The organism is Sphingomonas sp. HF-S4 (assembly GCF_032911445.1).
GTDB classification, from domain to species: Bacteria; Pseudomonadota; Alphaproteobacteria; order Sphingomonadales; family Sphingomonadaceae; genus Sphingomonas; species Sphingomonas agrestis.
The window spans coordinates 621709-634590 of sequence record NZ_JAWJEJ010000002.1; the positions used below are offsets into that span (position 1 = coordinate 621709).

The following is a 12882-nucleotide window of genomic DNA, read 5'->3' on the forward strand; positions in this document are numbered from 1 at the left end:
GTGATGATGCCCCCTACGACTGGAGGATCGATTCACGGCCAACTGCGGCGCCGCGACGACCAGATGCTCTATCTCATGATCAAGCCGGACCCGGCGGCGGCCGCCGCGATGGACAGGTTGAGGCTGGACTATAATTTGGCGCGCAAATATCAGCGCTTTCACGTCACGCTCGTGCCATTCGGCGACATCCGGCTGATTTCTCCTGAGAACCTGGAACTTATCCGCTGCGCACTCGCCTCGCTGCAGGCCGAACCGTTTGAGGTGGCGCTCAACCGGATCAAGGGCAATGCGCTCGTCGGCAACAAGATGCAGGCACTGCGCGACTTCCAGCGCATATTGGTCGGGCGGCTGGATGCTTTCGGCGTCCAGCGGCCCGATTACGATTTTAATCCCCACGCCTCGCTTACCTATGACGAATGGCAGCCGCGCAACATCCCGGTGTCGCCCATCGCCTGGCGCGCCGAGCGGCTCCTGCTGATCAATAGCATCCACGGTAAGGGGCATGACCTGATTGAGAGCTGGACGCTCGAACCGCGCCAGGGTTCGCTCTTCTAGTCCAAAAGTCGCACTTCCGTCCGCGCGCCTGGGTGATAGGCTCAGCGCAGAGGAGACTTCGAATGTACCTGCGCGCGCTGCTCACCGTCCCCCTGCTCGTCTTCTCGGTAGCGCCGGCGCTGGCCCAGGATGTGCCAGCGCCTGTCGCCAGGCTCGATCATGTCGGAATCTGGGTCGCCGATCAGCAGAAGAGCATCGACTTCTATCGCGACTTGTTCGGCCTCCCGGAAATCCCGGCGCCGTTCCCCGCCGGCGGTCCGCGCTGGATGCGGTTCGCCAACGGCATCGAATTGCACATCCAGCCGGGCCGGGACGCAGCACTCGCGCAACCCCGGCGCGTGCATATCGCCATCGCCGTCGCCAGCCTCGATCCGCTCCTCGCCAAGCTCAAGGCGCGCGGCCAGACCTGGAGCGACGTCGCCGGCACGGTCGGCGCGGTCCAGAACATGCGTACCGATGGCGTCCGCCAGATCTTCTTCCAGGACCCCGACGGCTATTGGATCGAAGTCAATGACGCGCTGACGAAGCGTTAGCCCCCGACGGTCTGCTCGATTGTCCCGAAGATCGGGTGGTGCTTGTCGTCCTCGGCCCAGATGCGCACGGTGTCGCCCTTCTTGAGGAAGGGCGTCTCGGGCTTGCCGCCGCGGATCGTTTCGATCGTGCGGATTTCGGCAAGGCACGAATAGCCGACCCCTCCGTCGGCCACCGGTTTGCCCGGGCCGCCATCGGTGTCGCGGTTCGAGACGGTGCCCGATCCGATGATCGTCCCCGCGCCCAGCGCGCGCGTCTTGGCGGCATGCGCGACCAGGGTGCCGAAATCGAAGGTCATGTCCTCGCCAGCCTCGGCGCGGCCGAACGGCTTGCCGTTGAGGTCGACCATCAGCTTCCGGTGGAGCTTGCCGTCCTGCCACCAGTCGCCCAGCGCATCGGGGGTGACGAACACCGGCGAGAAGGCGCTTGCCGGCTTGGACTGGAAGAAGCCGAAGCCCTTGGCGAGTTCGCCGGGGATGAGGTTGCGCAAGGACACGTCGTTGGTCAGCCCGACCAGCCGGATCGCGGCTAAAGCCTCGTCCCGCGACGCCCCGAGCGGCACGTCGCCGGTGACCACCACCACTTCGGCCTCGAGGTCGCAGCCCCAGGCTTCGTCGGCGAGCGGGATCGGGTCACGCGGCCCGAGAAAGCCGTCGCTGCCGCCCTGGTACATCAGCGGATCCTGCCAGAAGCTCTCGGGCATCTCGGCGCCGCGTGCCTGCCGGACCAGCGCGACATGGTTCACATAGGCCGAGCCGTCGGCCCATTGATAGGCGCGCGGCAGCGGCGCCGCCGCCTGGCGCTCATGGAAGCGCAGCATCGGGATCGTCTCGTGCTCGAGATCGGTGGCGAGGTTGCGCAGGTCGGTTTCGACGCGCTCCCAATCGTCGAGCGCGGCCTGCAAAGTCGGCGCGATCGCCGTCGCATCGGCGCACCATGCCAGATCGTTCGACACTACGACGAGCTTGCCGTCACGACCGTGCTTGAGGCTGGCGAGTTTCATGCGATTGTCTCTCCTGTTTGCTGCAGCATAGGCTCGCGGGCGGCCAAGTCGAGCGGTTGACACCAAGCGGCTGTATCTTCATCGCTTTATCCGATGTTTCCGTCGCTTCGATTCCTGGATCACGGCGGCGAGATGGCGCAGCGGATTCGCGCGCATCCCTGGGCTGATACCCCGCTCGGCGCGATCGAAGATTGGCCGCAGTCGCTGCGCTTCGCGATCAACATCGCGCTGGGATCGAGCTTTCCGACGGCGATCTATTGGGGTCCCGAGCTCCGCCTGCTCTACAACGATGCCTGGGCACCGATTCCCGCCGATCGCCACCCTTGGGCATTGGGACGGCCGGGTGCCGAGGTCTGGGCCGACATCTGGCATCTGGTTGGCGACGAGATGGCGCGCGTGCTCGCGACCGGCGAGGGCTTCTCGACCTATGATCAGATGCTGCCGATGGTCCGCGACGGGCGTCGCCAGGAGACGTGGTGGAATTACAGTTTCACGCCGATCCGCGACGAGCATGGCGACGTGGTCGGCATCCTCAACCAGGGCAACGAGACCACGCGCGCCGTGCTCGGCGAGCGGGCCCGCCTCGCCGAAGTCGAGCGGCTGCGCGAATTGTTCGAGCAGGCGCCGGGCGCCGTCGCGCTGCTGCATGGCCCGGATCACGTCTTCGAGATCGTCAATCCCGCCTATCGCGACCTGATCGGCGGCCGCGAAGTGCTGGGCCTGGCGGTTGCCGAGGGGCTGCCCGAAGTCGTCGAGCAGGGGTTCGTCGAACTGCTTGATCAAGTGTTCCGCACCGGCGTGGCGTACCGCGCCGACGCCGTGCCCATCCATCTCCTGCGGGGCGACGACGCCGTCGCCGAGGCGCGGATGCTCGATTTCGTCTATCAGCCGATCAAGGACGCGACCGGCGATACCACCGATATCCTGGTCTTCGCCAACGACGTCACCGAACGCGCGACCGCCGAGGCAGCGCTGCGTACAAACGAGGAGCGGCTCCAGCTCGCGCTCGATTCGTCGGTGGGCGTCGGTACGTGGTTCTGGGACGTGCCGAACGATCGCGTAACCGCCGACCGGCGTTTCCTGCGCCTCTACGGCGTCGACGAGGCGCGCGAAGGCGTCGGCGCGCCGATCGAGGCTTTCTTCGTTCATGTCCATCCCGACGATCGGGCAAAGCTGGAGGCGGCGATTGCCGCCTCGCTCGCCACGGGGGCGGGCTTCTCGGAGGAATATCGCCTGGTCCAGCCCGACGGCACGATTCATTGGGTGGCTGCGCAAGGCAAGCCGATCTTCGACGATCTCGGCCAGCCGCTGCGCTTTCCGGGCGTCAGCTTCGACATTACTGAACGCAAGGCGGCCGAGGAGGCCGCGCGCGCCGCCGCCGCCGATCTCGGCGCGGCGAATGCGCTGCAATCCTTCGTGTATGCGCTCGCCGAGACCCAGCGCCGGCTCGACACGCCCGACGCGATCATGGCGGCCACTTCGGAGGCGATGGTCGACCAGCTCGGCGCGGATCGCGTCGGCTTCTATCGCGTGACCGAAGGCGAGACGATCGTCTTCGGCGCGTCGGCGACTCGCGGCACGCTGCCCCCGCTGGCAGGCACGATCGCCGTGGACGGGATCGGCGCCGCGGTGCAGCAGGCCTATCGCGCCGGCGAGACGCTGGTCCTGCACGACACCCGACGCCAGCTTTCGCCCGGCGAAAGCGACATCGCGCAGCGCGCCGAAGCGGCGATCGGCGTGCCGCTGCTGCGCGGCGGCGAATGGATTGCGACGATGTTCGTCAATCAGGCCGCGCCGCGCCGCTGGTCGCCCGAGGAAGTCGCGTTCACCGAGGCGATCGCCGAAATGTCGTGGGACGCGGTCGAGCGCGCCGGCGCGCTGGTAGCGCTTCGGGGGAGCGAGGAGAAATTCCGCGCGATCGCCAATTCGATCGATCCGATGGTCTGGTCGACGCTGCCCGATGGCTATCACGATTATTACAACGATCGCTGGTACGAATTCACCGGCACGCCCTACGGATCGACCGACGGCGAGGGCTGGGCGGACATGTTCCACCCCGACGACCAGGGCCAGGCGTGGAAGCTCTGGCGACATTGCCTCGAAACCGGTGAGCCCTATCACATCGAATACAGGCTGCGGCATCATTCGGGCCGCTATCGCTGGGTGCTCGGGCGCGCGCAGCCGGTCCGCGACGAGAGCGGCCGGATCATCCGCTGGTTCGGCACCTGCACCGACATCCAGGAGATCGTCGACGCGCGCGAAGTGCTCGCCCGCTCGCGCGAAGAGCTCGAGGCGGCGATCCACGAGCGCACCGAGCAGTTGATGCTGGCCGAGCAGCAGCTTCGCCAGGCGCAGAAGATGGAAGCGGTGGGCCAGCTCACCGGCGGCATCGCGCACGACTTCAACAACATGCTGGCGGTGGTGATCGGCGCACTCGACTTGCTCGAACGGCGGATCGCGCAGGGGCGCACCGATGTCGACCGTTACCTCGTCGCCGCACGCGACGGCGCGACCCGTGCCGCGGCGCTGACCCAGCGGCTGCTTGCCTTCTCGCGCCAGCAGCCGCTCGCGCCGAGCCCGGTCGATGCCAATGCGATGGTCGAAGGGATGATCGAGCTGCTGATGCGTACGCTCGGCGAGGCGATCGGCGTCGAAACCTTGCTGGCGGGTAGCTTGCGCCCGGCGCTGGCCGATCCCAACCAGCTCGAGAACGCGATCCTCAATCTCAGCGTCAACGCGCGCGACGCGATGCCTGGGGGCGGTCGGCTGACGATCGAGACCGCCAATCTCGCCGCCGGCCCGAGCGACGCGCAGGCGCTCGGCATCGAGCCCGGCGACTATGTCGCGATCACCGTCGCGGATACCGGCGTGGGCATGCCGCCCGAAATCGCCGCGCGCGCCTTCGACCCCTTCTTCACTACCAAGGGCGTCGGCAAGGGCACGGGGCTGGGACTCAGCCAGGTGTTCGGCTTCGCGCGCCAATCGGGCGGCGCGGTGCGGATCGAGACCGCGCCGGGGGAGGGGACGCGCGTCAGCCTCTACCTTCCGGTTTATCACGGCGCGATCGATCCCGTGGCGCAGGCCGGCGAAGTCGCCGAAGCCGAGCGTGCGCGGCCCGGCGAACTGGTGATGGTCGTCGAGGACGAGGAACGCGTGCGCAGCTATTCGATCGAGGCGCTGCGCGAACTCGGCTACGAAGTCGTCTCGGCGCCCGACGGGATCGAGGCGCTGCGGATGATCGAGCGCGGCCAGCGCGTTTCGCTGCTGTTCACCGACGTCGTGATGCCCGAAATGAGCGGCCGCGAACTTGCCCGGCGCGCGCGCGACAGGCTCCCCGGGCTCAAGGTGCTGCTGACCAGCGGCTACACGCCCGACATTGCCGGGTTCGACGAGACGATCCTCACCAAGCCCTTCGGTATCGACCGGCTCGCTCACCGCGTGCGCGCCGCGCTCGACGAATAGGCGCGGCATTTCAACGTTCCCCTCCCTGAAAGGGAGTGGCTAGGGGTGGGTTTAGCCCCAGGCGAGGCTCGATGCCTCGACTGGGCTGTTTTGACGAACCGTTCGAGAGTCTCCTTAGCGCGCAGACGCGCGCACTCACCCCCCAGCCCCTCCCTTTCAGGGAGGGGAGTTGTTATCCCCTTGACGCAGCCGGTCTCGGAGGCCATTGGCGCCGCGGCTTCGGGGTAAAGACCCCGACCCCCGTCCCGCCCAGCCGCCGAGTCCTGTCGAAGGGCGGCTTCGGGTGTGCCCCGGCAGGCGGAGACGTGTATCCATGGCAAATGTCGCAGTGATCGGCGCCCAATGGGGCGATGAGGGCAAAGGCAAGATCGTCGACTGGCTCGCCGAGCGCGCCGATGTCGTCGTGCGCTTCCAGGGTGGGCACAATGCCGGCCACACCCTCGTCGTCGGCGACAAGGTCTACAAGCTCTCCCTGCTCCCCTCGGGCATTGTCCGCGGCACGCCTAGCGTGATCGGCAACGGCGTGGTGCTCGATCCGTGGCACCTCAAGTCCGAAGTCGAGAAATTGCGCGGCCAGGGCGTCGACGTGACCCCCGATACGCTCAAGATCGCCGACACCTGCCCGCTGATCCTCCCTTTCCACCGCGATCTCGACGCGCTGCGCGAGGATGCGAGCGGCGCTGGCAAGATCGGCACCACGCGTCGCGGTATCGGCCCCGCCTATGAGGACAAGGTCGGCCGCCGCGCGATCCGCGTCTGCGACCTCGCGCATCTCGACGAACTCGGGCCGCAGCTCGATCGCCTCCTTGCGCATCACGACGCGCTGCGCGCTGGTTTCAACGAGCCCGCGATCGACCGCGATGCCTTGATCGCCGAACTTCGCGATATCGCCGGGTTCGTCCTGCCTTTCGCCCAGCCGGTTTGGCGGATGCTCAACGAAGCGCGCGGCCGCGGGCGGCGCATCCTGTTCGAAGGCGCGCAGGGCGTGCTGCTCGACATCGACCACGGCACGTATCCGTTCGTCACCTCGTCGAACACCGTGGCAGGCACCGCGGCGAGCGGAACCGGCATGGGCCCGGGTGCGGTCGGCTTCGTGCTGGGGATCGCCAAGGCCTACACCACCCGCGTCGGCTCGGGGCCGTTCCCGAGCGAGCAGGATAACGAGATCGGCGAGCGATTGGGCACCCGCGGGCATGAATTCGGTACGGTGACCGGGCGCAAGCGCCGCTGCGGCTGGCTCGACGCGGTATTGCTACGCCAGTCGGCGGCGGTGTCTGGGATCACGGGGATTGCGCTGACCAAGATCGACGTGCTCGACGGCTTCGACGAGATCGCGATCTGCACGGGGTACACGCTGCGGGGCGAGGCGCTCGATTATTATCCATCGAATGCGCAGGACCAGGCGGCGATCGAGCCGGTGTACGAGACGATGCCCGGCTGGTCCGAATCGACCGCGGGGGCGCGCAGCTGGGCCGAACTGCCCGCCGCGGCGATTAAATATATTCGTCGGGTCGAAGAACTGATCCAGTGTCCGGTGACGCTGGTTTCGACCAGCCCCGAACGCGAAGATACCATCCTGGTCCGCGATCCCTTCGCGGACTGAACGAAAGCCCCGGCGACGCTGTCGCCGGGGCTTCATCTGCTTAGCGCTGGGGCGTCGGGGCCGCGGGGTCGGGCGCCGTCGTCGTGCTGCTGTCCGGACTCGTCGTGGTGCTCGGATCTTGGGTCGTGGTGCTCGGATCGGTCGAGGGCTCGGTGGTCGTGCCGCTGCCCGTGGTGCCGTCGGCCGGGGCGGTCGTATCCGTCGCGGTGTCGGCTTCCTTATCCTTCTTCTTCTGGTCCTGGCTGGTTGCCGACGGATCCTGCTGCGGCACGTCCTGCGCGATCGCGGCAGCCGGAATCAGCATCGCACCGGCGAGGAACAAGGTGAGCTTACGCATGTTTACACTCCTGCATTTGACCTAAATGGCAGGAAATGAACGGCCCGGTTGCACGCATGGTTGCGTGCGGCCGGGTCGCTTCGCCGCTGCAACGAAACCAATGAGCCCCGAGTCGAGCCCAATGCGGGATCAGCCGCGCTGGGCCCGCTGCAATAGTTTCTGATCGGCCAAAACCAGCGCCATCATCGCCTCGACCACCGGCACGCCGCGGATGCCGACGCATGGATCGTGCCGCCCCTTGGTGCGGATCTCGGCGGCATTGCCCTCTCGATCGACCGTCTCCACGGGCGTGAGGATCGAGCTGGTCGGCTTGAACGCGGCGCGCACGCGCACCGGCTGGCCGGTCGAGATCCCCCCCGCGATCCCGCCGGCATGGTTGGCGAGGAACTCCGGGCCCTCGCTGCCCGGCCGCATCGGATCGGCATTGGCCTCGCCGGTGGCAAGCGCGGCCGCGAAGCCGTCGCCGATCTCGACGCCCTTTACGGCGTTGATCGACATGACCGCCGCAGCGAGCTCGCTGTCGAGCTTGGCATAAAGCGGCGCCCCCCAGCCGGCGGGCACCCCGGTTGCCTCGCAGGTAACGGTCGCGCCGAGCGACGAGCCGGCCTTGCGCGCCTCGTCGACCAAAGCCTCCCAGCGCCGGGCTGCCTCGGCGTCGGGGGAGAAGAAGGCGTTGCGATCGATCTCGGCGGCGTCGAAGCGCGAATAGAGGATCGGCGCATGCCCGATCGCCTCGACCCAGCCGGTGATCGTCACTTCGGGGATGACCAGCCGTGCGACCGCGCCTGCCGCCACGCGCGCCGCGGTCTCGCGCGCCGAGCTGCGCCCGCCGCCGCGATAATCGCGAAAGCCATATTTGGCGTCATAGGCATAGTCGGCATGGCCGGGGCGATAGGCCGCGGCGACCTCGCTGTAATCCTTCGAGCGCTGGTCGACATTCTCGATCATCAGGCTGATCGGCGTGCCGGTGGTGCGTCCTTCGAACACGCCCGAGAGGATGCGGACCTGGTCGGGCTCCTGGCGCTGGGTGGTGAAGCGCGACTGGCCCGGACGGCGCTTGTCGAGAAACGGCTGGATATCGGCTTCGGACAAAGTGAGCCCCGGCGGGCAGCCATCGACCACCACGCCCAGCGCAGGCCCATGGCTCTCGCCCCAGGTGGTGAAGCGGAACACGCGTCCGAAGGTGTTGAAGCTCAAAGGTCCCCGCCCAGTTGTGCGAACGCGCTTGCGTGCGTCGCGGCACCGCGCGCGCCGCACGGCATGGCGCCACCCTGGAGCGGCAGCGCCAGCAGATAGTCGCCCGCATAAGGCGAGGCAAATCCGCGCGCCCAATCGGCCGAAAAGCCGAAGCGCTCGTAATAGGCCGGATCGCCGAGCACGAAGACCAGCATCGCCCCGGCGCCCTCAAGCTGTGCCAGGCTGGCGCGCACCAGCGCCTCGGCGACGCCCTGCCCGCGCTGGCCGGCATCGACCGCGAGCGGCGCCAGTGCCACCGCGGCGATCGGCTTGCCCGCGATCTCCACGGCCATCCGGCTATAGACGATCACCCCGGCAAGGCTGCCGGTCTCCTCGTCATCGGCGACGAGCGTGAGCACCATGTCGCCGTCGATGCACAGCCGCTGGACCAGCATCGCCTCGCCGGCATCGGGAAAGGCCTTTCGCAGCAACGCATCGATCGCCGCCACGTCCCCGCCGGTCGCGGGGCGGATCGCGATGGTCACGCCAATGCGATATCCGGCGCATCCTCGGCCTTCATCCCGATGACGTTGTAGCCCGCATCGACATGGTGGGTCTCGCCGGTGACGCCGCTCGCCAGGTCGCTGAGCAGATAGAGGCCGGCGCCGCCGACATCCTCGATCGTCACGTTGCGCTTGAGCGGCGAATTGAGCTCGTTCCACTTGAGGATCAGGCGGAAGTCGCCGATGCCCGAAGCGGCGAGCGTCTTGATCGGTCCCGCCGAGATCGCATTGACGCGGATATTGTCGCGGCCCAGATCGACCGCGAGATACTGGACGCTGGTCTCGAGCGCGGCCTTGGCGACGCCCATCACATTGTAGTGCGGGATCACCTTCTCGGCGCCGTAGTAGCTGAGCGTCAGCAGCGATCCGCCGTTCGGCATCATCTTCGATGCGCGCTGCGCCACTGCGACGAACGAATAGACGCTGATGTTCATCGTCATCAGGAAATTGTCGAGGCTGGTATCGACATAGCCGCCGCGCAGCTCGTTCTTGTCCGAAAAGCCGATCGCATGAACGACGAAGTCGATCGCCGGCCAGCGCTCGGCCAGCGTCGCGAAGGTCTTGTCGAGCTCGGCCATGTCCGAGACGTCGCAATCGATCAGGAAATCGCTGCCGAGTTGCTCGGCCAGCGGCCGCACGCGCTTCTCGAGCGCTTCCCCCTGATAGCTGAACGCGAGTTCCGCGCCCTGTTCGCGCAGCTTCTGGGCGATCCCCCATGCCAGCGAACGATCGTTCGCCAGGCCCATGATCAACCCGCGCTTGCCCTGCATCAATCCCGTCACGACGCCACTTCCTCCTTTTGCGGCGCCCCCTCTACTCCGTTCGGAGGCGTTTCGGCTAGCGCGGCGTTAAGCTCGGCCCCCGCAACCATGCCCAGGCCGACCAGGTAGAAGAAGATAAGCGCGATCATCACGCCGGCAAGGCTGCCATAGGTAAGGTCGTAGCCACCCAGGTTGCTCAGCATCAGCGGCAGCAGCGACGTGACCGAAAGCCACCAGATCGTCGTGAAGGCTGCGCCCGGCCATTTGGGGCATTTCCCCTTGCGGAACCGGCTGGGGGTGAGCGAATAGAACAGGATGTAGAGCGCCCCGAACAGCGCGAGCGCCGGCGCGAACTTGGTGAAGGCGACGATCGTCTGCGCGTTCGATGCCCAGGGCAGCAACTTGTAGAGGAACTGCTCGACGCCGGTCAGGATCACCTGGAAGCTGAACGCCGCCATCGCCAGGATCACCGACGCGACGATCATCCCGATCGACCCCAGCCGATAACGCCAGAAGGGCGTGCTCGAACTCACGCCATAGGCCTGGCGCAGGATGCCGCGCAGCGTCTCGATGAAACCCGCGGTGGTCCACAGCCCCACGATCGCGCCGAACCACAGCAGGTTGCCGGTGCGCGCCTGGAGCACGTCCGACGCAGGCTTGCGGAGCACGTCGGCAACATCGGGGGGCACGGTCTGGAGGAACGCCTCGAGCGTGCGGATGCCTTCGCTACTGCGTCCGACAAGTTGCGCGATCGCCGCGGCTACGATCACGAAGGGGAAAAGCGTGACCAGCGAGAGATAGGCGAGGTTGCCGGCATAGGTGAACCCCTCGTTGAAGGTATCCACCACCACGCGCTTGACGACGTAGAAAAAGCGCGGGCCCGCGCCGATCTTGCCGAGCAGGCCCTGGATGCGGGCGCCCAGTCCCGGCTTCGCCTCGTCGGCGTCTGTTTCCCCTGTGTTCACAGAGACTCAGACGCCCATGCGGCCCCGCGGGTTCCCCTTGTCCTGCCAGCCCTGCACGAACTCGACCAGTGCATCGTCATCGACGGGCAGGTCGACCATCAGCGTAACGAGCAGGTCGCCGCGCCCGCTCGGCTTCTTGTGGAAGCCGCGGCCCTTGAGGCGGAGCACCTTGCCCGAAGTCGATCCCTTGGGAACCTTGAGCATCACCGCGCCGTCGGGCGTCGGCACGCGGACGTCGGCGCCGAGTACCGCCTCGGACAGGCTCACCGGCAAGTCGAGCCGGATATCGTCGCCCTCGCGGACGAAGAAGCGGTGCGGCTGGACGTCGATCGTGACGATCGCGTCGCCGAACCCGCCCGGGCCTTCCTCGCCCTTGCCGGCAAGCCGCATCTGGGTGCCGGTCTCGACGCCTGCGGGGAGCTTCAAGTCGATCGTCTTGCCGTCGCGCAGCGTGATCCGTTGGGGTGCGAGCGAGGCTGCATCCTCGAAGGCGACGGCGAGGCGATAGGCGACGTTCGCGCCCTTCGCCGCTGCCTTGCGCCCGAATCCACCGAAGCCGCCGCTGAACCCACTGCCGCCGCGCCGCGCGCCGCCGCCAAACAACCCCTCGAAGATGTCGCCGATGTCGCTCGATTCGCCGCCGAAGTCGAAGCCGCCGCCGCTGCCGGGGCGGAACCCGCCTTGCTGCCCGCCGAAACCGAAGGGCGCGGCGGGATTGCCGTCGCCGTCGATCTCGCCGCGATCGAAGCGCGCGCGCTTGTCCTTGTCGCTCAGCAGGTCGTACGCCGACGTGACCTGGCTGAACTTCTCGGACGCCTTGGGATTGTCCTTGTTGCGGTCGGGGTGCAGCTCCTTGGCGAGCTTGCGATAGGCCTTCTTGATATCGGCCTCCGTCGCGCCCCGTGCCACGCCAAGAGTTGCATAAGGATCGGCCACGCACTTCCCCGTTCGAAAATCGTCACTGTTGAACGCCCTTACAGGCGCTTTTCGCCCGCGAACATCGGCGCGGCAGGCGTTTTTCGCAAGCCCGGCTCAGACCGGCACGGTTTCCAGCGGCTCGACGTCGACCGAGACGTGCATCTTCTGCGCCCCCCAGCCGAGCACGATTCCGTCGATCGGCGCGACATCGGCATAGTCGCGGCCGATCGCGACGACGATGTGATCGCCCGCCATCCAGATGCCGTTGGTGGGGTCGACCCCGACCCAGCCGAGATCGGGCCCGCCCCAGACCAGCACCCAGGCATGCGTGGCGTCCGCACCGACCAGCCGCGGCTGCCCCGGCGGCGGCAACGTGCGGATATAGCCCGAGGCATAGGCCGCGGGCAGCCCGGCGGCGCGCAAGCCGGAGATCATGATCTGGGCGAAATCCTGGCAGACCCCACCGCGCTTTAGAAAGGCTTCGCGCGGCGGCGTATCGACCAAGGTGGCAGCCGGATCGAAGGCGAATTCGCGCTGGATGCGCAGTGCCAGCGCGATCGCTGCGTCGAGCACGCCGCGGTCCGGCGCCAGTTCCTGCGCGCACCATGCAGCGATATCGCGATCGAGCGGGATCAGCGGCGAGGGAAAGAGATAGGCGGCCGGGCTCGCCGGCGAGGCATCGCGGCTGGCGCGCGCGCGCTCGGCGACTTCGGCAAGGGTAGGATCGTCGGGCGCGGGGATCGGCACCTGGCGTTCGACCCGCACGCGCGCGCGGCTTTCGATCGTCAGGCTGCGCGCGGGCGCCTCGACGACGAGGCGGACGACATTGGCGAGCCCGGCCTCGGCGCGGGCAGGGGAGACGCGGCCCTCGGGCTCGAGCACCAGGGCATGCTCGATCAGTTGCTGCCCCGACCAGTGGATCGGCTTGAGGCGAAGGTTGTTGCGCGCGAACCCGACCGGCTCGGCATAGTCGAAGCGCGTGACATGGCGGATCTGGTAGAGCATCGC

Annotated in this window: 12 protein-coding genes; 4 read left to right on the forward strand and 8 right to left on the reverse strand. The window is 67.4% G+C overall.

The features are described 5' to 3' along the window. Nucleotides 1-3: 3 nt before the first annotated feature. Both RZN05_RS19035 and RZN05_RS19040 read left to right on the forward strand, forming a co-directional pair. Nucleotides 4-555 carry a 2'-5' RNA ligase family protein gene (locus RZN05_RS19035; protein ID WP_317228258.1) on the forward strand — a complete coding sequence of 184 codons (552 nt, stop codon included), beginning with the start codon at nucleotides 4-6 and terminating at the stop codon, nucleotides 553-555. 62 nt (nucleotides 556-617) lie between these two features. Beyond that, the gene (locus RZN05_RS19040; protein WP_317228259.1) at nucleotides 618-1088 is read left to right on the forward strand and encodes a VOC family protein; all 471 of its coding nucleotides are present in this window, start codon (nucleotides 618-620) and stop codon (nucleotides 1086-1088) included. Here the strand turns inward: RZN05_RS19040 and RZN05_RS19045 are convergent. Continuing rightward, nucleotides 1085-2089, reverse strand: coding sequence for a fumarylacetoacetate hydrolase family protein (locus RZN05_RS19045; RefSeq protein WP_317228260.1), 1005 nt, complete (start codon nucleotides 2087-2089; stop codon nucleotides 1085-1087). The genes RZN05_RS19040 and RZN05_RS19045 overlap by 4 nt on opposite strands. 132 nt (nucleotides 2090-2221) lie before the next feature. Here RZN05_RS19045 and RZN05_RS19050 point away from each other — a divergent pair, with 132 nt between their 5' ends. Further along, nucleotides 2222-5551, forward strand: a complete 3330-nt coding sequence (locus tag RZN05_RS19050) for a PAS domain-containing protein (protein ID WP_317228261.1) — start codon at nucleotides 2222-2224, stop codon at nucleotides 5549-5551. Between the two features lie 313 nt (nucleotides 5552-5864). Continuing rightward, nucleotides 5865-7154, forward strand: a complete 1290-nt coding sequence (locus tag RZN05_RS19055) for an adenylosuccinate synthase (RefSeq protein WP_317228262.1) — start codon at nucleotides 5865-5867, stop codon at nucleotides 7152-7154. 40 nt (nucleotides 7155-7194) lie between these two features. Here the strand turns inward: RZN05_RS19055 and RZN05_RS19060 are convergent, their stop codons facing one another. The 7 genes from RZN05_RS19060 to RZN05_RS19090 all read right to left on the reverse strand — a co-directional run bounded on the left by RZN05_RS19060 (nucleotide 7195) and on the right by RZN05_RS19090 (nucleotide 12879). Further along, nucleotides 7195-7491 (reverse strand): hypothetical protein, encoded by a 297-nt coding sequence (locus RZN05_RS19060; protein ID WP_317228263.1) that lies wholly within the window; start codon nucleotides 7489-7491, stop codon nucleotides 7195-7197. 129 nt (nucleotides 7492-7620) lie between these two features. Next, complete coding sequence (gene aroC, locus RZN05_RS19065; protein WP_317228264.1) at nucleotides 7621-8688, reverse strand: chorismate synthase; 1068 nt, start codon at nucleotides 8686-8688, stop codon at nucleotides 7621-7623. Continuing rightward, nucleotides 8685-9212, reverse strand: a complete 528-nt coding sequence (locus RZN05_RS19070) for a GNAT family N-acetyltransferase (RefSeq protein WP_317228265.1) — start codon at nucleotides 9210-9212, stop codon at nucleotides 8685-8687. Before RZN05_RS19070 ends, aroC begins: the two co-directional genes overlap by 4 nt. Further along, the gene (fabI, locus tag RZN05_RS19075; protein WP_317228266.1) at nucleotides 9209-10012 is read right to left on the reverse strand and encodes an enoyl-ACP reductase FabI; all 804 of its coding nucleotides are present in this window, start codon (nucleotides 10010-10012) and stop codon (nucleotides 9209-9211) included. The genes RZN05_RS19070 and fabI overlap by 4 nt, the downstream gene beginning before the upstream one ends. Beyond that, nucleotides 10009-10956, reverse strand: coding sequence for a YihY/virulence factor BrkB family protein (locus RZN05_RS19080; RefSeq protein WP_317228267.1), 948 nt, complete (start codon nucleotides 10954-10956; stop codon nucleotides 10009-10011). The genes fabI and RZN05_RS19080 overlap by 4 nt, the downstream gene beginning before the upstream one ends. Nucleotides 10957-10962: 6 nt before the next feature. Next, entirely contained in the window at nucleotides 10963-11892 is a 930-nt protein-coding gene (locus RZN05_RS19085) for a J domain-containing protein (protein ID WP_317228268.1), read from the reverse strand. 96 nt (nucleotides 11893-11988) lie between these two features. Further along, nucleotides 11989-12879: a transglutaminase family protein gene (locus RZN05_RS19090; protein WP_317228269.1), complete on the reverse strand. Its 891-nt coding sequence runs from the start codon at nucleotides 12877-12879 to the stop codon at nucleotides 11989-11991. Nucleotides 12880-12882: the final 3 nt, after the last annotated feature.